Origin of the sequence: Streptomyces silaceus (assembly GCF_001419745.1) — a bacterium.
Classification (GTDB): domain Bacteria; phylum Actinomycetota; class Actinomycetes; order Streptomycetales; family Streptomycetaceae; genus Streptomyces; species Streptomyces silaceus.
The window spans coordinates 15,052-36,306 of sequence record NZ_LIRJ01000088.1; the positions used below are offsets into that span (position 1 = coordinate 15,052).

Annotated in this window: 18 protein-coding genes; 11 read left to right on the forward strand and 7 right to left on the reverse strand. The window is 70.8% G+C overall.

Annotated elements, in window-relative coordinates:
• Window positions 1-56 precede the first annotated feature (56 nt).
• Both AOK22_RS10470 and AOK22_RS10475 read right to left on the reverse strand, forming a co-directional pair.
• Window positions 57-977 (reverse strand): glutamate ABC transporter substrate-binding protein, encoded by a 921-nt coding sequence (locus tag AOK22_RS10470; RefSeq protein WP_055698332.1) that lies wholly within the window; start codon window positions 975-977, stop codon window positions 57-59.
• A 46-nt stretch (window positions 978-1,023) separates the two neighbouring features.
• On the reverse strand, window positions 1,024-1,803 hold the full coding sequence (locus tag AOK22_RS10475) for an amino acid ABC transporter ATP-binding protein (RefSeq protein ID WP_055698315.1): 780 nt from the start codon (window positions 1,801-1,803) through the stop codon (window positions 1,024-1,026).
• 272 nt (window positions 1,804-2,075) lie between these two features.
• On the opposite strand from AOK22_RS10475, the gene AOK22_RS10480 reads away from it, so the two are divergent.
• Both AOK22_RS10480 and AOK22_RS10485 read left to right on the forward strand, forming a co-directional pair.
• Window positions 2,076-2,765, forward strand: coding sequence for a response regulator transcription factor (locus AOK22_RS10480; protein ID WP_055698316.1), 690 nt, complete (start codon window positions 2,076-2,078; stop codon window positions 2,763-2,765).
• 16 nt (window positions 2,766-2,781) lie between these two features.
• A complete protein-coding gene (locus AOK22_RS10485; protein ID WP_055698317.1) occupies window positions 2,782-4,197 on the forward strand; it encodes a sensor histidine kinase in 1,416 nt (471 codons plus the stop codon).
• A 9-nt stretch (window positions 4,198-4,206) separates the two neighbouring features.
• On the opposite strand, the gene AOK22_RS10490 is transcribed toward AOK22_RS10485, so the two are convergent.
• Window positions 4,207-5,202 (reverse strand): TAXI family TRAP transporter solute-binding subunit, encoded by a 996-nt coding sequence (locus AOK22_RS10490; RefSeq protein ID WP_055698318.1) that lies wholly within the window; start codon window positions 5,200-5,202, stop codon window positions 4,207-4,209.
• 138 nt (window positions 5,203-5,340) lie between these two features.
• Between AOK22_RS10490 and miaB the strand changes: the two genes are divergently transcribed.
• Window positions 5,341-6,831, forward strand: a complete 1,491-nt coding sequence (miaB, locus tag AOK22_RS10495) for a tRNA (N6-isopentenyl adenosine(37)-C2)-methylthiotransferase MiaB (RefSeq protein WP_055698319.1) — start codon at window positions 5,341-5,343, stop codon at window positions 6,829-6,831.
• Between the two features lie 158 nt (window positions 6,832-6,989).
• Window positions 6,990-7,739 carry a class III extradiol dioxygenase subunit B-like domain-containing protein gene (locus AOK22_RS10500; RefSeq protein ID WP_055698320.1) on the forward strand — a complete coding sequence of 250 codons (750 nt, stop codon included), beginning with the start codon at window positions 6,990-6,992 and terminating at the stop codon, window positions 7,737-7,739.
• Between the two features lie 141 nt (window positions 7,740-7,880).
• On the opposite strand, the gene AOK22_RS10505 is transcribed toward AOK22_RS10500, so the two are convergent.
• Window positions 7,881-8,147 (reverse strand): antitoxin, encoded by a 267-nt coding sequence (locus AOK22_RS10505; RefSeq protein ID WP_055698321.1) that lies wholly within the window; start codon window positions 8,145-8,147, stop codon window positions 7,881-7,883.
• 25 nt (window positions 8,148-8,172) lie between these two features.
• A complete protein-coding gene (locus tag AOK22_RS10510; RefSeq protein ID WP_055698322.1) occupies window positions 8,173-8,463 on the reverse strand; it encodes a hypothetical protein in 291 nt (96 codons plus the stop codon).
• A gap of 182 nt (window positions 8,464-8,645) precedes the next feature.
• Here AOK22_RS10510 and miaA point away from each other — a divergent pair, with 182 nt between their 5' ends.
• The 6 genes from miaA (at window position 8,646) to hflX (ending at window position 16,700) form a co-directional block, all read left to right on the forward strand.
• A complete protein-coding gene (gene miaA / locus AOK22_RS10515; RefSeq protein WP_055698323.1) occupies window positions 8,646-9,584 on the forward strand; it encodes a tRNA (adenosine(37)-N6)-dimethylallyltransferase MiaA in 939 nt (312 codons plus the stop codon).
• A gap of 107 nt (window positions 9,585-9,691) precedes the next feature.
• Entirely contained in the window at window positions 9,692-10,180 is a 489-nt protein-coding gene (locus AOK22_RS10520) for a hypothetical protein (RefSeq protein WP_055698324.1), read from the forward strand.
• Between the two features lie 67 nt (window positions 10,181-10,247).
• Window positions 10,248-11,126, forward strand: coding sequence for a diaminopimelate epimerase (gene dapF, locus AOK22_RS10525; protein ID WP_055698325.1), 879 nt, complete (start codon window positions 10,248-10,250; stop codon window positions 11,124-11,126).
• A gap of 142 nt (window positions 11,127-11,268) precedes the next feature.
• Window positions 11,269-13,413: a RelA/SpoT family protein gene (locus tag AOK22_RS10530; protein WP_055698326.1), complete on the forward strand. Its 2,145-nt coding sequence runs from the start codon at window positions 11,269-11,271 to the stop codon at window positions 13,411-13,413.
• Between the two features lie 100 nt (window positions 13,414-13,513).
• Complete coding sequence (locus tag AOK22_RS10535) at window positions 13,514-15,013, forward strand: M1 family metallopeptidase (protein WP_055698327.1); 1,500 nt, start codon at window positions 13,514-13,516, stop codon at window positions 15,011-15,013.
• Window positions 15,014-15,209: 196 nt separating this feature from the next.
• Entirely contained in the window at window positions 15,210-16,700 is a 1,491-nt protein-coding gene (hflX, locus tag AOK22_RS10540; RefSeq protein WP_055698328.1) for a GTPase HflX, read from the forward strand.
• A gap of 87 nt (window positions 16,701-16,787) precedes the next feature.
• Here hflX and AOK22_RS10545 read toward each other — a convergent pair whose 3' ends face one another.
• Together AOK22_RS10545 and AOK22_RS10550 are read right to left on the reverse strand one after the other, a co-directional pair.
• Window positions 16,788-17,999, reverse strand: a complete 1,212-nt coding sequence (locus AOK22_RS10545) for a trypsin-like serine peptidase (RefSeq protein ID WP_055698329.1) — start codon at window positions 17,997-17,999, stop codon at window positions 16,788-16,790.
• Window positions 18,000-18,220: 221 nt separating this feature from the next.
• Entirely contained in the window at window positions 18,221-19,453 is a 1,233-nt protein-coding gene (locus tag AOK22_RS10550; protein WP_055698330.1) for a trypsin-like serine peptidase, read from the reverse strand.
• Window positions 19,454-19,995: 542 nt separating this feature from the next.
• Here AOK22_RS10550 and AOK22_RS10555 point away from each other — a divergent pair.
• Window positions 19,996-21,255, forward strand: a 1,260-nt coding sequence (locus tag AOK22_RS10555; protein ID WP_055698331.1) for a diaminobutyrate--2-oxoglutarate transaminase family protein, incomplete at its 3' end; no start/stop codon positions are given.

Here is a 21,255-nt window from a genome sequence, read left to right on the forward strand (position 1 = left end):
ACAAGACGCCCCGCCCCGCACGGTCGTTCAGGCCGTACGAAGCGGGGCGCAGGGTGTCACTTGGGGTCGGTGAAGGCCGGCGGCTCCTGGTACTCCGAGCCGGACTTGCCGATGGTGGCGTCGAACGCCTTCTTGTAGTCGCCGTTCTTCTGGTGCGCCTTGATGGCGTCCGCGACGGCCTTCTGCAGCGCGGCGTCACCCTTCTTGAGACCCACGCCGTAGGGCTCGTCCGAGAAGGGCTTGCCGACGACCTTGAGCTTCTTCGGGTTCTGCGCCGCGTAGCCCATCAGGATGGCGTCGTCGGTGGTGACGGCGTCGACCTGGTTGTTGAGCATCTGGGCCACGCACTCGGAGTACTTGGACAGCTCGGTGACCTTGGCGCCGTACTTCGGCTTCTTGATGTTCTGCAGCGGCGTCGAGCCGACGATAGAGCAGACCTTCTTGCCGCGGACGGTCTCCGGGCCCTTGATCTCCTTCTCGTCCTTGCGGACCAGCAGCGAGGCGCCGGCGTGGTAGTACGGGCCGGCGAAGTCGATCTGCTTCTTGCGCTCGTCGTTGATCGTGTACGTGCCGATCATCAGGTCGACGTCACCCTTGGAGACCGCGGTCTCGCGGGCGCCGGAGTCGACCGTCTTCCACTCGATCTGCTTCGGCGAGAAGCCGAGGTCGGCCGCGATCATCTTGGCGATCTCGATGTCGAAGCCGGAGTACTCCTTGGTCGACTGGTCCTGGAAGCCCAGGTACGGCTGGTCGGCCTTGGCGCCGATGACCAGCTTGCCGCGCTTCTTGGCGGCCTTGAACACGGACGAGTCGACCGAGGCGTCCTTGTTGACCGTGTAGCTGAGGGACTTGGTGCCCGAGCTGTCCGGGCCCTCCGGCTTGTCGCCGGCCGAGCCCTCCTTGCCGCCACACGCGGTGGCGGTCAGCGACAGCGCGGCGACGGCCGCAGCGACGGCGACGGACTTGCGGAGCTTCATGGTGAACATCCTTTGTTTCGACTGGTGTTGAGACGGCGTGGGAGCCTCAGTGCTTAAGGATCTTCGACAGGAAGTCCTTGGCCCGGTCGCTGCGCGGGTTGTTGAAGAACTGGTCCGGCGTGGCCTCTTCGACGATCCGGCCGTCCGCCATGAACACGACGCGGTTGGCCGCGGAGCGGGCGAAGCCCATCTCGTGGGTGACCACGACCATCGTCATGCCGTCCCGGGCGAGCTGCTGCATCACCTCGAGGACCTCGTTGATCATCTCCGGGTCGAGCGCCGACGTGGGCTCGTCGAAGAGCATCACCTTGGGGTCCATCGCCAACGCGCGGGCGATCGCGACGCGTTGCTGCTGACCGCCGGAGAGCTGCGCGGGGTACTTGTCGGCCTGCGTGGCGACGCCCACGCGGTCCAGCAGGCCGCGGGCCTTCTGCTCCGCCTCGGCCTTGCCGATCTTGCGCACCTTGGTCTGGCCCAGCGTCACGTTCTCGAGCACGGTCTTGTGCGCGAAAAGGTTGAACGACTGGAAGACCATGCCCACGTCCGCACGGAGCCGGGCGAGTTCCTTGCCCTCCTGGGGCAGGGGCTTGCCGTCGATCGAGATGTCTCCCGAATCGATCGTCTCCAGGCGGTTGATGGCGCGGCACAGGGTCGACTTGCCGGACCCGGAGGGGCCGATCACGACGACGACCTCACCGCGGGCGATGGTCAGGTCGATGTCCTGGAGGACGTGCAGAGCGCCGAAGTGCTTGTTGACGTTCTTCAGCACGACCAGGTCGTCCGCCCCGGGCGGTATGGCGTCCTTGGTCACCGATACTTCGGTCACGGCTTGTTGCTCCATCCTCCTCGGTTGGGAGGACAGTAATAACCCAGTGCGACCAGCGTCATTACATCTGAGGGGAAATTGAGCATAACGATCCGGCCGCAACCGGACACACCGTGTGAAGAGGGCCCACGGAGTGCGTACCGGCTGGGTAACGGAACGTGCAGGGGACCCGAACCCTCTTGACGTGGTCCTTATCCATCGGAGTGGATGCCTTGTGCGCATGCGCGCCTACCGGGCACGACGGAACAACGGATGAAGAGGAGGGGGCCCACATGCGACTGCTTCTTGTCGAGGACGACGATCACGTGGCCGCCGCCCTGTCCGCGGTTCTGGCCCGGCACGGCTTCGACGTCGTGCACGCCCGCAGCGGTGAAGAGGCCCTCCAGGCCCTGCTGCCCGCGGAAACACCTCCCTTCGGAGTGGTGCTCCTCGACCTGGGGCTGCCCGACCAGGACGGCTACGAGGTGTGCGGCAAGATCCGCAAGCGCGGCTCGGTGCCGGTGATCATGGTGACGGCCCGCGCGGACGTTCGGTCCCGCATCCACGGGCTCAACCTCGGAGCCGACGACTACGTAGTGAAGCCGTACGACACCGGGGAACTGATCGCCCGCATCCACGCGGTCATCCGGCGCCCCGCCTCCGGCGGCCCCGCGACGCCCGTCGACAGCGAACTGCGGCTCGGCCCCGTCCGCATCGAACTGCCCACCCGCCAGGTCAGCGTGGACGGTTCGGTCGTCCAACTGACCCGCAAGGAGTTCGACTTGCTCGCGCTCCTCGCCCAGCGCCCCGGAGTGGTGTTCCGCCGCGAGCAGATCATCAGCGAAGTGTGGCGCACCAGTTGGGAAGGCACGGGCCGCACCCTGGAAGTGCACGTGGCGTCCCTGCGCTCGAAGCTCCACATGCCGGCCCTGATCGAGACCGTGCGCGGCGTCGGCTACCGCCTCGTCGCCCCGGCGGCGTAGGCCGGAGCGAGGACAGGTGCGCTCTCGCCTCCTCCCGCTGCTGATCATCCTGATGGCGGGCGTGCTGCTCGCGCTCGGATTCCCGCTCGCCGTCAGCGTCGCTGCGGCACAACAGCAGAAGGTGGTCGTCGACCGGATCGACGACACGGCACGCTTCGCGTCACTCGCGCAGTTCGTCACCGAACGTCCCACCGGATCACGGGTGGTGGGCAGCAACGACGAGCGCCGCGACACCCTCCAGAAGGAACTCGACGACTACTACGACGTCTACGGCATCCGCGCGGGCGTCTTCTATCGCGACGACGGCCCCATGGCCCACGCCCCGAGCGACTGGCTGCTGCCCAAGGAGGGGGACGTGCGGGCCGCCTTCGACGAGGCGCTCCGCTCGCGCGGCAGCCACGACCCCGAGCAGGTGTGGCCGTGGCAGCGCGGAAGGCTGGCCGTCGCGTCGCCGGTGATCAGGGACGGCGACGTCATCGCCGTCGTCGTCACCGACTCGCCGACCGGGCGCATGCGTTCGAAGACGCTCCAGGGCTGGCTGCTCATCGCCACGGGCGAATCGGCCGCCATGCTCCTGGCGGTCGGCGCGGCCCTGCGGCTCACCGGCTGGGTGCTGCGCCCAGTGCGCGTCCTGGACGCCACGACGCACGACATAGCGACCGGCCGCCTCAAGTCCCGCGTCGCCGCCGCGGGCGGGCCGCCGGAACTGAGGCGCCTGGCCCGTTCGTTCAACGAAATGGCCGACAACGTCCAGGATGTCCTGGAACAGCAGCGCGCCTTCGTCGCCGACGCCTCGCACCAACTGCGCAACCCGCTCTCCGCCCTGCTGCTGCGCATCGAGCTCCTCGCCCTCGAACTGCCCGAGGGCAACGAGGAGATCGCCTCGGTCCGCACCGAGGGCAAGCGCCTGGCGCAGGTCCTCGACGACCTGCTGGACCTGGCGCTCGCCGAGCACGCCGAGGCCGACCTGAGCCTCACCGACATCGGCGAGCTGGCCGCCGAGCGCGTCGCCGCCTGGCGTCCGCTGGCCGACGAGCGGGGCGTGCGGCTGACCGGCGAGTGCCCGGCGACGACCGGCTGGGCCGACCCGGTCGCCCTCTCCAGCGCGCTGGACGCGGTGATCGACAACGCCGTGAAGTTCACGCCCGAGGGCGGCCCGGTCCACGTGACGGTCGCCTCCAGCGACGGGACGACGACCGTCGTGGTCACCGACGGCGGCCCCGGCCTCACCGAGGACGAGCTGGCCCGCGTCGGCGACCGCTTCTGGCGCAGCACCCGCCACCAGAACGTGAAGGGGTCGGGCCTCGGCCTGTCCATCTCGCGGGCCCTGCTCGCGGCGGGCGGCGGCGCCATCACGTACGCCCGTCACGAACCGCACGGACTGAAGGTGACGGTCAGCGTGCCCCGCAGCGAGCCCGCCGGGACGTCCTGACGGCGCCGCTCAGGGCTTGACCGAACGGTAGTAGCCGCGCGCGCCGGCGTGCAGCGGCAGCGGATCGGTGAACAGGGCGGTGCGCAGATCCACCAGCTGGGCCGCGTGCACCTGGTCGCCGATGTGGTCGCGGCTGTCGATGACGGTGCGGGTCAGCCGCGAGGTCAGAACGGCGTCGGTGCGGTCGGTGGTCACCAGGAGGTTCGCCACCGCCAGGGTCCGCACGGCGGAGCCCTTCTGCGCCGCCGGGTAGGCGTCCGCCGGCATCGTCGCCGCCCGGTAGTAGCGCGAGGCGCCGCCCTGCTTGTGCAGCGACTCGACGAGGTGGCCGAGATCCACGAGACGGACGTCCGTCTGCTCGGAGAGCCTGCGCACGGAGGCCGTCGGCAGCCCGCCCGACCAGAAGAAGGCGTCGATGTCGTGATGCTTCAGCAGGTCGGGCATGGTGTCGATGCCGGCCGCCACCGGCGTGATGTCCGTGGCCGTGTCCAGGCCCGCCGCGTCCAGCACCCGGTCCGCTATCAGTCGCACGCCTGAGCGATCCTGGCCCACCGCCACGCGCTTGCCCCGCAGATCCTCGACGGACTCGATGCCCGAGCCGCGGGGGACCACCAGCTGTACGTAGTCGTCGTACAGCCGCACGCACCCGCGCAGCCGGTCCCACCCGGGCGCGCCCTCCAGGCGGTACTTCTCGACCGCGTCGGCGGCCGCGATGGTGAAGTCGGCCTTCCCGGTGGCCACCCGCTCGACGTTCTGCTGCGAGCCCTCGCTGTTCAGCAGGCTCACGTCGACCTTCGGCATGTCCCGCGAGATCTCCTTCTCCAGGAGCTTGCCGTACCGCTCGTAGACACCGTTCTGCACGCCCGTGCTGAACGTCATCGGGCCCTTCGGAGAGTCCTCGTCCATGGGCAGCAGCCACCACACCAGCAGCCCGAACACCACGAGCGCCGCGGTGGAGCCCTGCAGGGCGCGGCGCCTGCTGATGCGGGGGAGTGCCTGGAACATGCGCGCGATCCTGCCAGCCCACTCACCGTGCTGACCAGGGGCGCGGTCACACTGTGTGTTTCCGGCGCCCGGCCGCCGGGCGCCCGCGGGGAATCCCCGGGCACGCGCGCGTGGCGACCCCGTACCCTGGTGGGCGAGATGAGCGCGAAGACCTACGAGGTGCGCACCTACGGGTGCCAGATGAACGTCCATGACTCCGAGCGGCTCTCCGGGCTGCTGGAGGACGCCGGCTATGTGCGTGCGCCCGAAGGGGCGGACGGCGACGCCGACGTCGTCGTCTTCAACACGTGCGCCGTGCGCGAGAACGCCGACAACCGTCTGTACGGCAATCTCGGCCGCCTGGCGCCGATGAAGACCAAGCGTCCCGGGATGCAGATCGCCGTCGGCGGCTGCCTCGCCCAGAAGGACCGCGACACCATCGTCAAGAAGGCGCCGTGGGTCGACGTCGTCTTCGGCACGCACAACATCGGCAAGCTGCCGGTCCTCCTGGAGCGCGCCCGCGTCCAGGAAGAGGCGCAGGTCGAGATCGCCGAGTCCCTCGAGGCCTTCCCGTCGACGCTGCCGACCCGCCGCGAGAGCGCGTACGCGGCCTGGGTCTCCATCTCCGTCGGCTGCAACAACACCTGCACCTTCTGCATCGTCCCCGCGCTGCGCGGCAAGGAGAAGGACCGCAGGACCGGCGACATCCTCGCGGAGATCGAGGCGCTCGTCGGCGAGGGTGTCTCCGAGATCACCCTCCTCGGGCAGAACGTGAACGCGTACGGCTCGGACATCGGCGACCGCGAGGCCTTCAGCAAGCTGCTGCGCGCCTGCGGGCAGATCGAGGGCCTGGAGCGCGTGCGCTTCACCTCCCCGCACCCGCGCGACTTCACCGACGACGTGATCGCCGCCATGGCCGAGACGCCGAACGTGATGCCGCAGCTGCACATGCCGCTGCAGTCCGGTTCGGACCCCGTCCTCAAGGCGATGCGCCGCTCGTACCGCCAGGACCGCTTCCTGGGGATCATCGAGAAGGTCCGCGCCGCCATGCCGGACGCCGCGATCTCCACCGACATCATCGTGGGCTTCCCCGGCGAGACCGAGGAGGACTTCGAGCAGACCATGCACGTGGTCCGCGAGGCCCGCTTCGCCAACGCCTTCACCTTCCAGTACTCCAAGCGCCCCGGGACCCCGGCCGCGACGATGGACGACCAGGTCCCCAAGGAGGTCGTCCAGTCGCGCTACGAGCGCCTGGTCGCGCTCCAGGAGGAGATCTCCTGGGAGGAGAACAAGAAGCAGGTCGGCCGCACTCTGGAGCTGATGGTCGCCGAGGGCGAGGGCCGCAAGGACGGCACCACGCACCGCCTCTCCGGCCGCGCCCCCGACAACCGCCTGGTGCACTTCACCAAGCCGGACGCCCCGGTGCGCCCCGGTGACGTCGTGACGGTCGAGATCACCTACGCCGCCCCGCACCACCTGCTCGCCGAGGGCGCCGTGCTGAACGTGCGTCCCACGCGCGCGGGTGACGCCTGGGAGAAGCGGCAGGCCGAGGCGGCCGCCAAGCCCGCGGGCGTGATGCTGGGGCTGCCGAAGATCGGCGTCCCCGAGCCGCTCCCGGCGGCGACGGGCAGCGGCTGCGGTTGCGACTGACGGCCGATCGGTACGGACGAGAGTTCGGTGCTCGCGAGAGACCCGTACTGACGCCGGATCAGTAGGGCGCGCTGTCGAGGGCCGGGCCGCGGCCCTCGACCTGCTGACCGGGGCGGTACCCGCCGTCCCGCCCGGCGGCGCGCGTTACGCTGCGGATCATGCTTGTCGCCGCCGCCGTCTGCCCCTGCCCGCCGCTGCTCGTCCCCGAGGTCGCCGCGGGTGCCGCTCCCGAGCTGGACGCCGCCCGCGCGGCGTGCACGGACGCCATCGGGGTCCTCGCCGCCGCCCGGCCCGACCGCCTCGTCGTGGTCGGCCCCGCCGAGCCGAACGGGCGCGGTCCGCATCCCCAGGGCGCGCGCGGATCCTTCCGAGGCTTCGGCGTGGACCTCGACGTACGCCTGGGAACGGCGACGGACGAGCCGGACGCGTCAGGCGGGGCGGATGCGTTGGACGAGGCCGCGGAGCGTGAGCTTCCGACGTCGCTGGCCGTGGCCGGCTGGCTGCTCGGACGTACGCGGTGGTCGACCGCGCCGCTGGAAGGTCTCGGCGTGGGGGAACCGATCGCCGCCGAGCGGTGTATCCACGTCGGAGAAGAAATCGGGGCACGGGCCGACCGCGTGGCACTGCTGGTGATGGGCGACGCCAGCGCGTGCCGCACGCTGAAGGCGCCGGGCTACCTGGACGAGCGCGCGGCCGGCTTCGACGCGGAGGTCGCGCGTGCCCTCGGCGCGGCCGACGTGGCGGCGCTGAAGGCGCTGGACGCCGATCTCGCGTACGAACTGAAGGCGGCGGGCCGTGCGCCGTGGCAGGTGCTCGCCGGAGCGGCGGACGGCGCCTCGCTGCGCGGTGAGCTGCTCTACGACGACGCGCCGTACGGCGTGGGCTATCTGGTCGCGGCCTGGTCGTAGCGACCGCCCGTGTGAGGGCGACCTGCTCGCCCGGTGGCCACCTGGTCCGGGCGACCCGCTCGCGACGCCCCCGCGCGTCCCCGCGGGGCGCACGGCGACGGCCGCGAAGCGTCACGCTTCACGGCCGTCCGCCGATGCTGATCAGGGAGCCGGTGACGACGGGGGCGGCGGGGTGCCGCCGCCCGTGTCCTTGCCCTCGTCCGTCCCGGCGAGGCGGTCCACGGCGTCCTTCGCCTTGCCCGTCCCTGTCTGGATCTTGTCGCTGTACTTGCCCTTGGTCTTTTCGTCGACCACCTTCGCGGCCTTGTCCAGGCCCTGGTCGATCTTGTCCCCGTGCTGCTGCGCGAGGTCAGAGACCTTGTCCTTGGCAGGGGCCAGCTTGGCTTTCAGTTGGTCCAGGAAGCCCATGGGTTCACCTTCCCTCGCTGGGGAGTCACTTGCGGGCGCTCTCACCGGCCTCGTTGTCGGCCGCCTCCTCGGCGGACTGCTGCTTCGGGATCTCCACGCCCTCCGCGGCGGCCGCTTCAGCGGTCTCCGCCGGCTTGTCCTCGGCAGCGCTCTCGGCGTCCGTGTCGGCCTCGGCGGCGGGCTTCGCATCGGCGGAGGCCTCGGGGGAATCCTTGGCCTCTTCCGGCTCTGCCGTCAGTGTGGCGGCGGCCGCCTCGGTCGTTGACGCCTCTTCGCTGTCCTTGGTCTTCCGGCGAAATCGTGCAAATACGCCCATAACTACTCCATACGTTACTCGTGTGGGCGAAATCCCGCCCCGCCCGGTGCGTCCCATTGCGTCGCACGGGTCATCGGTCCTGGAAACCGGCGGCCGGAACCTCGCAACAGGCAACGACCCCGGAGCCGTGCCGTCACGTAGCTCGTTCGGGAAGACCGTGAGGGGTTTGCGAGACTGGAGCGGTGAGTAGCGCAGCTCCCGCCCCGCGGGTCATCGCCGTCGTCGGTCCGACCGCGGCAGGAAAGTCCGATCTGGGCGTATTTCTCGCCCAGTGCCTCGGCGGCGAAGTCGTCAACGCCGACTCGATGCAGCTCTACCGGGGGATGGACATCGGCACCGCCAAGCTGACGCCCGAGGAGCGCGGCGGGGTGCCCCACCACCTCCTGGACATCTGGGACGTCACGGAGGCGGCCAGCGTCGCCGAGTACCAGAAGCTGGCCCGAGCGGAGATCGACCGGCTCCTGGCCGAGGGGCGCTGGCCCATCCTGGTCGGCGGCTCCGGCCTCTACGTCCGGGGGGCCGTGGACCACCTGGAGTTCCCCGGCACCGACCCCGCCGTGCGGGCCCGCCTGGAGGAGGAGCTGGACCTGCGCGGCCCCGGAGCGCTGCACGCCCGCCTCGCCGCCGCCGACCCGGACGCGGGCAAGGCCATCCTGCCCAGCAACGGCCGCCGGATCGTCCGCGCCCTCGAGGTCATCGAGATCACCGGCAAGCCCTTCACCGCCAACCTCCCCCGCCACGAGTCCGTCTACGACACCGTCCAGATCGGCGTCGACGTCGAGCGCCCCGAACTCGACGAACGCATCGCCACGCGCGTGGACCGTATGTGGGAGGCGGGTCTGGTCGACGAGGTGCGCGCACTGGAGGCGCAGGGGCTGCGCGAGGGGCTCACGGCCCCGCGCGCGCTCGGCTACCAACAGGTGCTCGCGGCACTCGCGGGGGAGTGCACGGAAGACGAGGCGCGCGCCGAAACAGTGCGCGCCACCAAGCGCTTCGCGCGCCGTCAGGATTCATGGTTCCGGCGCGATCCGCGGGTGCACTGGCTCAGTGGGGCCGTGGCCGATCGCGGGGAACTCCCGGCACGCGCACTGGCGTTGGTCGAACGAGCGGTCACAGCCTGATCACGTGATGGCATCGGGACGCTCCGGCGGTCATCCCGGCACCTGACGGCGTGCCATCATCGACCATCGATCGACCAGTGGAGTCCGGAGTGGGAGGGCGCGTGGCGATGGAGGCCGGCCCTCGTGACACCGCGCATGACGGCGGTGAGCAGCTGAGCCCCGACGGGCCCGACGACGTATCCGGCGGCGTGACGGACGACGGTCCGAACGCGGACGAGATGGCGCCCGAGGCCGAGGTCGAGGTCGAGCTGCGCCCGCAGCCGCGCCTGCGCGTCTGGCAGCTCGCGCCGATCGTGATCCTCGCCGCGCTCGGCTCCCTGATGTTCGCCTTCCCGCTGGCCTTCGAGTTCGGCGGAGGCGGTGGCGGCGGAGCGGCCGACGGCGGCGCCGTGGTCGCCATGCTCGGGCTGCTGATCAGCTGCTGCGCGGCTGGCTGGGGCATGATGGCCGCCCGCCGCGTGGGCCACACCTGGCCGGGGCTGCCCGAGCGCGGCTCCGGACGCCGCCCGGACTGGCGGGTCGTCGCCCTGTACGCCCTGCTGTTCCTCGGCGCCGTGGTGCTCGCCGTGTGGCGGGTCGCCCGTCTGCGCTCCTGAGCGGGCCGTACGGAACCTTGACGGCACCGGAGGACCGAGTGTCGTACCCACCCCGTACGATCGAGGAATGAGCACGCGGATCGCCTTCCTCAAGGGGCACGGGACCGAGAACGACTTCGTGATCATCCCCGACCCCGACAACGCCATCGAGCTGTCCCCGGCCGCCGTGGCCGCCCTGTGCGACCGCCGCGCGGGCATCGGTGGCGACGGCCTCCTCCATGTCGTACGCTCCGCCGCCCACCCCGAGGCGCGCCACCTGGCCGACCGCGCCGAATGGTTCATGGACTACCGCAACGGCGACGGGTCGGTCGCCGAGATGTGCGGCAATGGAGTGCGCGTCTTCGCGCGGTACCTCCAGCACGCCGGGCACGCGGGCGAGGGCGACCTGGCCGTGGCCACCCGCGGCGGCGTGAAGACCGTGCACATCGCCAAGGAGGAGTCCGGCGGCGACATCACGGTCGGGATGGGCAAGGCGCTCCTCCCCGAAGGGGACGTCACCGTCTCGGTGGACGACCACCAGTGGCCCGCGCGCAACGTGAACATGGGCAATCCGCACGCGGTCGCCTTCGTGGCCGACCTCTCCGAAGCGGGCAAGCTCTACGACGCCCCGCCCTTCAGCCCCGCCTCCGCCTACCCTTCGGGGGTGAACGTGGAGTTCGTCGTCGACCGCGGCCCCCGCCACGTCGCCATGCGCGTGTACGAGCGCGGCGCGGGCGAGACCCGCTCCTGCGGCACGGGCGCGTGCGCCGTGGCCGTGGCGGCGGCCCGCAGGGACGGCGTGGACCCGGCGGTGACCGGAGCCCCGGCGACGTACACCGTCGACCTGCCCGGCGGACGCCTGGTGATCACCGAGCGGCCCGACGGCGAGATCGAGATGACGGGCTCGGCGGTGATCGTCGCCGAAGGCGAGATCGCGTCCGAATGGCTCGAAACGGCAATCGCGTGAACTGTCGCTCGAATGGGTGATCCGTTTCACGCTCGGCGAGAGGCGGTCAGCACCGCGTGATGGGCTCGGTAGCATCAAGCACCGGCCCGGACGGAGCACGCCGCCGTCCGCCCACCGCCGGTCGGAGCAGCCGGAGGTGCCCATGAGTGCGGAGGCCACGAACCCTGCCACGTCCGGCCCCGTGACGCCCGGGGCCCCACGCAGGCGCGGCCGCGCCCGGATCGACCTGCGCAGGCTCGGCCGTGCCGCCCTGCTCGGATCCGGTACCCGCGACCGTCTTCCCGACGCGATCGGCCATGTGGCGGAGGCCCACCGCGCCCACTACCCGGACGCCGACCTGGAGCCGCTGCGCCGCGCGTACGTCCTCGCGGAGTCCTCGCACCGCGGCCAGATGCGCAAGAGCGGCGAGCCGTACATCACGCACCCGCTCGCCGTGACGCTGATCCTCGCCCAGCTCGGCGCGGAGATCACGACCCTGACCGCGTCCCTGCTGCACGACACCGTCGAGGACACGGACGTGACGCTGGACCAGGTGCGGGACGAGTTCGGCGAGGACGTCTGTTATCTGGTCGACGGCGTCACCAAGCTCGAAAAGGTCGACTACGGAGCGGCGGCCGAGCCGGAGACGTTCCGCAAGATGCTCGTCGCGACCGGCAACGACGTACGCGTGATGTCGATCAAGCTCGCCGACCGCCTGCACAACATGCGCACCCTCGGCGTCATGCGCCCCGAGAAACAGGCCCGCATCGCCAAGGTCACCCGGGACGTGCTCATCCCGCTGGCCGAGCGCCTCGGCGTGCAGGCGCTCAAGACCGAGCTGGAGGACCTGGTCTTCGCGATCCTCCACCCCGAGGAGTGCGCCGAGGTCAAGGCGCTGATCGCCGCCAACGCCGCGGGCGAGGGGGACCCCCTGGGGGACATCGCGGGCGAGGTGCGCGGAGTGCTGCGCGACGCCGGCATCACGGCGGAAGTCCTCATCAGGCCGCGGCACTTCGTCTCCGTCCACCGGGTGCACCGCAGGCGGGGCGAGCTGCGTGCGTCGGACTACGGCCGCCTCCTCGTGCTCGTCAACGAGGACGCGGACTGCTACGGCGTCCTGGGCGAGCTGCACACCTGTTTCACGCCGGTCGTCTCGGAGTTCAAGGACTTCATCGCCGTACCGAAGTTCAACCTCTACCAATCGCTGCACACGGCCGTGGCCCGCTCCGACGGCGAAGTCGCCGAAGTGCTCATCCGTACGCATCAGATGCACCGGGTCGCCGAGGCGGGCGTCGTCTCCCTGCGCAATCCCTACGCCCCTTCGGAGGAGCCGTCCGACGGCGCCGAGGACGAGCGCGTGGACCCGACCAGGCCCGGCTGGCTCTCCCGGCTCCTCGACTGGCAGCAGGCCGCCCCCGACCCGGACACGTTCTGGTCGACCCTGCGGGAGGACCTCGCCCAGGACCGCGAGATCGCCGTCTTCCGGCCCGACGGCGGCACGCTCGGCCTGCCCGCGGGCGCCACCTGCGTCGACGCCGCGTACGCCCAGTACGGCGAGGACGCGCACGCGTGCATCGGCGCCCGCGTCAACGGCCGCCTGGCGACGCTCAGCACGGTCCTGCGGGACGGCGACACGGTGCAGCTCCTGATGGGGCAGGACGCCGCCTCGGGGCCCTCGCGCGAGTGGCTGGAGCACGCGCGCACGCCCGCCGCGCGGATCGCCATCCGGCGCTGGCTCACCGCCCATCCGGTGCCGGCGGCACCCTCGCCCGCGCCCTCCGGACAGCGACCGCCCCAGCAGCCGCCCGTGGCCGCGCCCCGGCCCGAGGTCTCCGACTCCCTGCGCCCGGCCATGGCGAACGCCGTCGTGGACCGTGAGGGCGCCACCGTCCGCCTCGCCGGTTGTTGTACGCCGGTGCCGCCCGACGACGTCACCGCCTTCGCCGTACGCGGCGGCGTCGTGACCGTCCACCGCGTCGGCTGCCCCGCCGTGGAACGCATGAAGGAAGTGGGGCGCGCCGAGATCGGCGTGCGCTGGGGGGACACCGCGGAGTGCCGGGTCACTCTGATCGCCGAATCGTTCGGCCGGGCGCATCTGCTCGCGGACCTCACCGAAGCGATCGCCCTCGAAGGCGTGGCGATCATCTCCGCGACCGTGGAGCCGCCGACCCAGCAGCGCGTGCGCCACACGTACACGCTCCAACTCCCGGACGCGGCACACCTTCCCGGGCTGATGCGGGCGATGCGCGCGGTGCCCGGGGTGTACGACGTGAGCCGCGCCCAGCACTCGGCGGCGGCCGCCCACTGAGAGCCTCCCGGCGCCTGGCGCCGAGCTCGACGGCGACTCGTTCGAGTGGCCCGGCGCGCGCCGTCACCCGACGGAAGGTGAGCGCTGATAGCGGTAGTTCATGCTGCTCACCCCAGGAGGCACGGCCGCCCGGCCGAAGTCCCTCCGCACCTCCCGCATCGCCACCGCGCTGATCGTGGCGACCGCTTCAGCCGCTCTCGTCGCGGCGAGTGCACCGTCGCCGGCCACCCCGCTCGGCATCGGCGACCCGCTCTTCCCGCACCTCGGCAACCCCGGCTACGACGTGGCGTCGTACGACATCGCGTTCACCTATCACGGTGACAACAAGAAGCCGCTGGACGCCATCACCAAGATCGACGCACGGGCGACCGCGCCTCTGGAGCGGGTGAATCTCGACTTCACGCACGGCACCGTCCGCTCCGTGGAGGTCGACGGCCGGAGCGCACGCTTCGACAGCACCGGTGAGGACCTCGTCGTGACCCCGGCCGAGCCCGTCCGGCGCGGCGAACGGATGCGGATCACCGTCCGGCACACCAGCGACCCGATGCCCGCGAAGAACGCCGAGGGCGGCTGGGTGCGCACCCGTGACGGGCTCGCGATGGCCAACCAGGCCGACGCCGCCCACCTGGTCTTCCCGTGCAACGACCACCCCGCCGACAAGGCGCGGTTCACGTTCCGGATCACCGCGCCGAAGGGGCTCACCGCCGTCGCCAACGGCCTGCCGATCGCCAGGACGCGGCACGGCGGCGCCACCACCTGGGCCTACCGCACCCACCACCCGATGGCGACCGAGCTGGCCCAGGTGTCGATCGGCCACTCCAGTGTGCTGCGGCGTACCGGCCCGCACGGCCTGCCCGTACGCGACGTGGTGCCCACCAAGGACCGCACGCGCGTGGAGCCCTGGCTGAGGAAGACGCCCGGCCAGATCGCGTGGATGGAAAGGAAGATCGGCCGCTACCCGTTCGAGGCCTACGGCGTCCTCATCGCCGAGGCGCAGACCGGCTTCGAACTGGAGACACAGACGCTCTCCCTCTTCGAGAGAGAGCTGTTCACGCGTCCCGAGTACCCGGAGTGGTACGTCGACTCGATCATGGTGCACGAGCTGGCGCACCAGTGGTTCGGCGACAGCGTGAGCCCGCGCGCCTGGTCGGACCTGTGGCTCAACGAAGGCCACGCCACCTGGTACGAGGCGCTCTACGCCGAGGAACGGGCGAAGAAGTCCGGGGTGAAGCAGACCCTGAAGGACCGGATGCGGGACGCCTACCGCCAGTCGGACGCCTGGCGCGCGGCCGGCGGACCGCCCGCCCGGCCGCAGCGGCCCGCGCCGGGACAGAAGATCAGCATCTTCCGTCCCGTCGTCTACGACGGCAGCGCCCTGGTCCTGTACGCCCTGCGCCAGGAGATCGGGCAGCGGGCCTTCGAGCAGTTGGAGCGCGTGTGGGTCCGCACGCACCGTGACGGCAACGCCGAGACCGCCGACTTCGTGCGGCTGGCCTCCTGGATCTCCGGGCGTGACCTGGGCGCCTTCTTCGACGCCTGGCTGTACGGGGAGAAGACACCGCCCATGCCGGGGCATCCCGACTGGGTTTCCGGGAAATAACCCGGATGACGAGACGTGCCGTGCCGTGCAACCATCGTCAGGTCGACGGCGCGGCCCGTCCGGGAGATCCCCTCGGGGATTTCTCAGGGACGGCCGCGGACGGTTCGGGGAATCTCCGGACCACCCCGGGCGTTGTCGACTGTGACGGGTGACGCATCCGTCCGCATTTCCCACGACGAATCGACGTAAGGACCCAATGACCTCCTCTTCTTCCCCTTCCCAGGACGCACAGAGCTTCGCGCAGAACTACCCCGAAGGTCTTCGGGCCGATGCCCTGATGGAAGAGGACGTCGCCTGGAGCCACGAGATCGACGGAGAGCGGGACGGCGATCAGTTCGACCGCTCCGAGCGCGCGGCCCTGCGCCGCGTCGCCGGCCTCTCCACCGAGCTCGAGGACGTCACCGAAGTCGAGTACCGCCAGCTCCGCCTGGAGCGCGTGGTCCTCGTCGGCGTCTGGACTTCGGGAACGGTTCAGGATGCGGAGAACTCCCTCGCCGAGCTGGCCGCCCTCGCCGAGACGGCGGGTGCGCTCGTGCTCGACGGCGTCGTCCAGCGCCGCGACAAGCCCGACCCGGCCACGTACATCGGCTCCGGCAAGGCCATGGAGCTGCGTGACATCGTGCTCGAGACCGGGGCCGACACCGTCGTCTGCGACGGTGAGCTGAGCCCCGGCCAGCTGATCCACCTCGAAGACGTCGTCAAGGTCAAGGTGGTCGACAGGACCGCCCTGATCCTCGACATCTTCGCCCAGCACGCCAAGTCCCGAGAGGGCAAGGCGCAGGTCGCCCTGGCGCAGATGCAGTACATGCTGCCGAGGCTCCGCGGCTGGGGCCAGTCGCTCTCCCGTCAGATGGGTGGCGGCGGCGGTGGCGGCATGGCCACCCGCGGTCCCGGTGAGACCAAGATCGAGACGGACCGGCGACGGATCCGCGAGAAGATGGCGAAGATGCGCCGTGAGATCGCGGAGATGAAGACGGGCCGCGACATCAAGCGCCAGGAGCGCCGGCGCAACAAGGTGCCCTCGGTCGCCATCGCCGGGTACACGAACGCCGGCAAGTCCTCCCTGCTCAACCGCCTCACGGGCGCGGGCGTACTGGTGGAGAACGCGCTGTTCGCCACCCTCGACCCGACCGTGCGCCGGGCCGAGACGCCGAGCGGCCGGGTCTACACCCTGGCCGACACCGTCGGGTTCGTGCGGCACCTGCCGCACCACCTCGTCGAGGCGTTCCGCTCCACGATGGAGGAGGTCGGCGACTCCGACCTGATCCTGCACGTGGTGGACGGTTCGCACCCGGTGCCGGAGGAGCAACTGGCAGCCGTGCGCGAGGTCATCCGCGACGTGGGCGCCACCGACGTGCCCGAGATCGTGGTGATCAACAAGGCGGACGCCGCGGACCCGCTGGTCCTGCAGCGCCTCCTGCGCAACGAGAAGCACGCGATCGCGGTCTCCGCGCGCACCGGCGCCGGCATCGACGAGCTCCTCGGGCTCATCGACTCCGAGCTGCCGCGGCCCGAGGTCGAGATCGAGGCCCTCGTTCCGTACACGCACGGCCAGCTCATCTCGCGTGCGCACGCCGAGGGCGAAGTGCTCTCCGAGGAGCACACCGCCGAGGGCACCCTGCTCAAGGCGCAGGTGCACGAGGAACTCGCCGCGGAGCTCGCTCCGTACGCACTGGCCACGCGCTGATCACGGCGCGGTCCGGCTGAAGCACGGACGAAGGCCCGCCCCCTTGCACAGGGGGCGGGCCTTCGTCGTGTCAGGAGAGCGGTGCGGCTACTGCGCGCCGTACTTCTTGCTCATCATGTCGTAGACCTGCTCGGCGCCACGGCCCAGCTGCGGTCCGGCGAGCCAGGTGTTCTCGGCCGGGCCGATCGAGGTGTTCGAGACGAGCTTCGTCTTGTCGCCCACCACACGGAACCAGCCGCCGCCGGACGAACCACCGGTCATCGTGCAGCCGATGCGGTACATCGTCGGCAGGGACGGCGACAGCGACAGACGCCCCGGCCTGTCGACGCACTTGTGCATGATCAGGCCGTTGTACGGCGGGGCGGCGGGGTAGCCCCAGGCGCCCATCGAGCCCGCGCTCTGTGCGGACGGCGTGGAGAAGTCGACGTCGAGCGCGTTGCCGACGGTCTCCTCCAGGGACTTGGTGCCCTGCTCCGGCTTCACGTGCAGGACGGCGTAGTCGTACGTCGCACCCGCGCCGCCCGTCGGACCGCCCTCGTTGATCCACTCGTTGGAGGTCGAGACCCAGTCCGCCCAGTACTGGCCGTAGGGGGCGATCTCCTGCGGCGCCGCGTTGCGCAGCTCGGCCTCGGACTTGCCGAGGTCGTTGTAGGACGGCACGAAAGCGATGTTGCGGTACCAGCCGCCGTTCTTGCCGGCGTGCACGCAGTGGCCCGCGGTCCACACGAGGTTGGACTTGCCCGGGTTGCGCGGGTCCTTCACGACCGTGCCGGAGCAGACCATCGAGCCCTCGGGGGAGTCGAAGAAGATCTTCCCGACGGGGGCCGCGTTCTCGTGGTACGGCGTCTTCTCGGGCTTGGCCTGGACCGGGGTCGGCTCGGGGTCGGTCGCGCCCTGGTCGGCGCTCGCGTCCTTCGCGGCGATCGTCTTGTTCGGGTCCTTGGCCTTCTTCATCCGCTCGGGCTTCCAGAGCCCTTCGATGACCGGGTTGGCGAAGTCCTTGGCCTCGCGCAGCCAGTCGTCCTTGTCCCAGTTCTTCCAGGCGCCGCCCTTCCAGTCGTCCAGGTCGATGCCGTTCTCTTTGAGCTTGTCGGCGAGGCCGTCGGGAAGCTTGGCGTCGGAACCGGAATCGGAGCCATCGGCTCCCTGGGACGCGGCGGTGTCGGACTTGTCGCTCGCCTTGTCCTCGCTCGGGCCGCAGGCCGTGGCGGTGAGCGCCAGGGTCGCTGCGAGCCCGGTGACGGCGAGTGCGGCGCGCCGCGCACGACTGCGCGCGAAGGGCACACGAGTGGAACGCATGGTGCTGTTACCCCCGTTAGAACGTGTGTTTGCCATGTACGTGTCACATGTCGGCGTGGGAGCTCCGGGGAGCCCCGCATGGACACAACACCCCACTATGCCTGTGAGGTTGGGGACGAACGACGGCGGGGTCGTGAAGGTTTCCGGCGCCCCGCCGTCGTAGGGCTGCTGCTGACCTGCTGGTGGCCGCGTGCGGCCGATCGCGAGTCAGCGTCGGCCGATTACTGGTCGGCGAACTTCTTGCTGACCGCGGTGTAGATGCCCTTGGCCTCCTTGCCCAGGCGCGGGCCGGCCAGCCAGCCCGCCGTCACCGGACCGATGGAGGTGTTCGACACCAGCGCGGGCTTGCCGTCCTGGCCCGCGGCGACCCAGCCACCGCCGGATGAACCGCCGGTCATGGTGCAGCCGACGCGGTACATCGTCGGGTCGGGCTTGGTCAGCGAGAGGCGGCCCGGCTTGTCGGCGCACTGGAACAGCTTCTGGCCGTCGTACGGAGGCGCGGCCGGGTAGCCGGTCGCCGTCATCTTGGCGATCTTCGGCACAGCAGGGGCGTTGAAGTCCACGGGGAGCGCGGAACCGACCGTCTCCTCCAGCGACTTGCCCTCGCTGCCCTTCTCCGGCTTCACGTGGATGACCGCGAAGTCGTACGGCGCACCCGCGCCGCCCGTCGGGCCGCCCTGCTCGATCCACTGGTCGGAGGTCTGCGCCCAGTCACCCCACCAGACGCCGTACGGAGCGACCTCTTCCTTGGGGGCGTTCTGCAGCTCCGCGGCCGACTTGCCGCTGTTGTTGTACGAGGGAACGAAGACCATGTTGCGGTACCAGCCGCCCTTGGCGCCCGCGTGCACGCAGTGGCCGGCGGTCCACACCATGTTGGACTTGCCCGGGTGGGCCGGGTCCTTGACGACGGTCGCGGAGCAGACCATCGAACCCTCGGGGCTGTCGAAGAAGAGCTTGCCCGACTCGGCGGCCTGGTCGTGGTACGGCGGCGTCACGGCCGCCGCCTGCACGGGCTTGGGGGTCGGGTCGGTGACGCCCTGGTCACCGGAGATGTCGTTGTCGTCGACGCCCCGGTCGGGGTTCTTGTCGGCGTCCCGCATCCGGTCCGGGTCCCACAGGTCCTCGATGATCGGGTTGACGAAGTCGCCGGCCTCGCGGAGCCAGTCGTCCTTGTTCCAGTTCTTCCAGGCGCCGTCCTTCCACTTGTCGAGGTCGAGGCCCTTCTCCTTTAGCTTCTCCTTCCAGGCGTCCGGGATCTGGATCTTCTCGTCGCCGTTGCTGCCACCGGGTTGCTCCGAGGACGAGTCGCCGCCGGCGTTGTCATCGGTCGGACCGCACGCCGTGGCGGTCAGTACGAGCGCCGCGCCGAGCGCCACCGCGGCCGCCACAGGGGAAGTTCTGGTGCGCGCGCTCCTCCTGTTGCGAACAGTGAAGAGCGGACGTATGGGTCGCATCGTGAGAATCCCCCTGGGCCTCGAAATCGTTCCAAAGTGCTGAACATCACTGAACATCAGGGTGCGGAACACCCGTTGCCACTGGCGCGGCACCCCAATGCGTCCGTTTGCTCGGATTTGCTCGGGGGAGCGGTGTGTTCGTTGCTGATGAACGGCACCCCACACTATGCCGGTGCCGTTGGGGACGGCCGACGGAACGGCAACGGTTCCGTCACGGCAAGGATCTTCCGATTACCCGTGTTCCTCCGGGGGTCTCGTCGTTGGTACGTACGGGGGAGTCGCGGCCTGCGTTCATCCCCTGCCCATTCGCCCGCGCGCTCGCCTGCATGGAGCTCTCCGGAGCGGTATCCGGCGGACGCGCTCGTTCCGCAGCGGGAGGACCAACAGTCGTGGCCGTGACCGAGCCCGCGTCGGCAGCGGTGTCCGCAACTCATTCCGTGACGAACTCCGAGGGGTCCGCAGAGCAGCCCGCGACTCACCCGACGGGGGACACAGCGGCACAAACCGGTGTACAGCCGGGAGTTCGGGCAGGGGCGCAGTCCTTGCGGAACTCCACGGCCCACGAGGGGATCCTGCGACGCCAGTCGGCGCGCGAATCGGCGGCGCGCACCTATGCGCGAGCGCTGCCGATCGTGCCGGTCCGGGCGCGCGGCCTGACGATCGAGGGTGCCGACGGCCGCCGCTACCTCGACTGCCTCTCCGGCGCCGGCACATTGGCCCTCGGGCACAACCACCCCGTGGTCCTCGAAGCGATCAGAAAGGTCCTCGACTCGGGGGCGCCCCTCCACGTCCTCGACCTGGCCACGCCCGTCAAGGACGCCTTCACCACCGAGCTGTTCCGCACTCTGCCGCGCGGCCTCGCGGACCGCGCGCGGATCCAGTTCTGCGGCCCCGCCGGGACGGACGCGGTCGAGGCGGCACTGAAACTGGTCCGCGCCGCCACCGGCCGCGACGGCCTGCTCGCCTTCACCGGCGCCTACCACGGGATGACCGCCGGGGCGCTCGAAGCATCCGGCGGCGCACGGGACGTACGCGTCGCGCGCCTGCCCTATCCGCAGGACTACCGCTGCCCGTTCGGCCTCGGCGGCGCGCGCGGCGCCGAACTCTCCGCGCGATGGGCCGAGAGCCTTCTCGACGACACCAAGTCGGGCGTACCGCAACCCGCCGGCATGATCCTCGAACCCGTCCAGGGCGAGGGCGGCGTCCTCCCGGCCCCCGACGCCTGGCTCCGCCGGATGCGCGAGATCACTGCCGCGCGCGGCATCCCGCTCATCGCGGACGAGGTGCAGACGGGCGTCGGACGCACCGGCGCCTTCTGGGCCGTCGAGCACAGCGGCGTCGTCCCCGACGTCATGGTGCTCTCCAAGGCGATCGGCGGCAGCCTCCCGCTGGCCGTCGTGATCTACCGCGACGACCTCGACGTCTGGCCACCCGGCGCCCACGCCGGCACCTTCCGCGGCAATCAGCTCGCCATGGCCGCAGGCACGGCGACCCTCGCGTACGTCCGTGAGAACGGCCTCGCCGAACGCGCCGCCACCCTCGGCGCCCACATGCTCGCCCAACTCCGCTCCCTGGCCGCCGAACATCCTTGCATCGGAGAGGTCCGGGGCAGGGGACTGATGATCGGGGTGGAACTGGTGGATCCGAGCGGAGGCAGCTCGGGGACCGGCGGAACCAGCGGAGCGCCGGGCACTGGCGGCGGCGCGTCGGCCGACGGCGGCGGACGCAGGGTCGACGGGAGCGGGCTGATTCCGGAGGGATACGGGCCGGCACCTGAGGGGGGCGGGGGCACGCCTGGCGGA

Coding starts and splice junctions, on each gene's coding strand:
- AOK22_RS10500 (WP_055698320.1), top strand. CDS start 6,990: ATGCTTGTCGCCGCCGCCGTCTGCCCCTGCCCGCCGCTGCTCGTCCCC.
- AOK22_RS10535 (WP_055698327.1), top strand. CDS start 13,514: ATGCTGCTCACCCCAGGAGGCACGGCCGCCCGGCCGAAGTCCCTCCGC.
- AOK22_RS10490 (WP_055698318.1), bottom strand. CDS start 5,202: ATGTTCCAGGCACTCCCCCGCATCAGCAGGCGCCGCGCCCTGCAGGGC.
- AOK22_RS10480 (WP_055698316.1), top strand. CDS start 2,076: ATGCGACTGCTTCTTGTCGAGGACGACGATCACGTGGCCGCCGCCCTG.
- AOK22_RS10520 (WP_055698324.1), top strand. CDS start 9,692: ATGGAGGCCGGCCCTCGTGACACCGCGCATGACGGCGGTGAGCAGCTG.
- AOK22_RS10510 (WP_055698322.1), bottom strand. CDS start 8,463: ATGGGCGTATTTGCACGATTTCGCCGGAAGACCAAGGACAGCGAAGAG.
- AOK22_RS10470 (WP_055698332.1), bottom strand. CDS start 977: ATGAAGCTCCGCAAGTCCGTCGCCGTCGCTGCGGCCGTCGCCGCGCTG.
- AOK22_RS10530 (WP_055698326.1), top strand. CDS start 11,269: ATGAGTGCGGAGGCCACGAACCCTGCCACGTCCGGCCCCGTGACGCCC.
- AOK22_RS10505 (WP_055698321.1), bottom strand. CDS start 8,147: ATGGGCTTCCTGGACCAACTGAAAGCCAAGCTGGCCCCTGCCAAGGAC.
- AOK22_RS10545 (WP_055698329.1), bottom strand. CDS start 17,999: ATGCGTTCCACTCGTGTGCCCTTCGCGCGCAGTCGTGCGCGGCGCGCC.
- miaB (WP_055698319.1), top strand. CDS start 5,341: ATGAGCGCGAAGACCTACGAGGTGCGCACCTACGGGTGCCAGATGAAC.
- AOK22_RS10550 (WP_055698330.1), bottom strand. CDS start 19,453: ATGCGACCCATACGTCCGCTCTTCACTGTTCGCAACAGGAGGAGCGCG.
- dapF (WP_055698325.1), top strand. CDS start 10,248: ATGAGCACGCGGATCGCCTTCCTCAAGGGGCACGGGACCGAGAACGAC.
- hflX (WP_055698328.1), top strand. CDS start 15,210: ATGACCTCCTCTTCTTCCCCTTCCCAGGACGCACAGAGCTTCGCGCAG.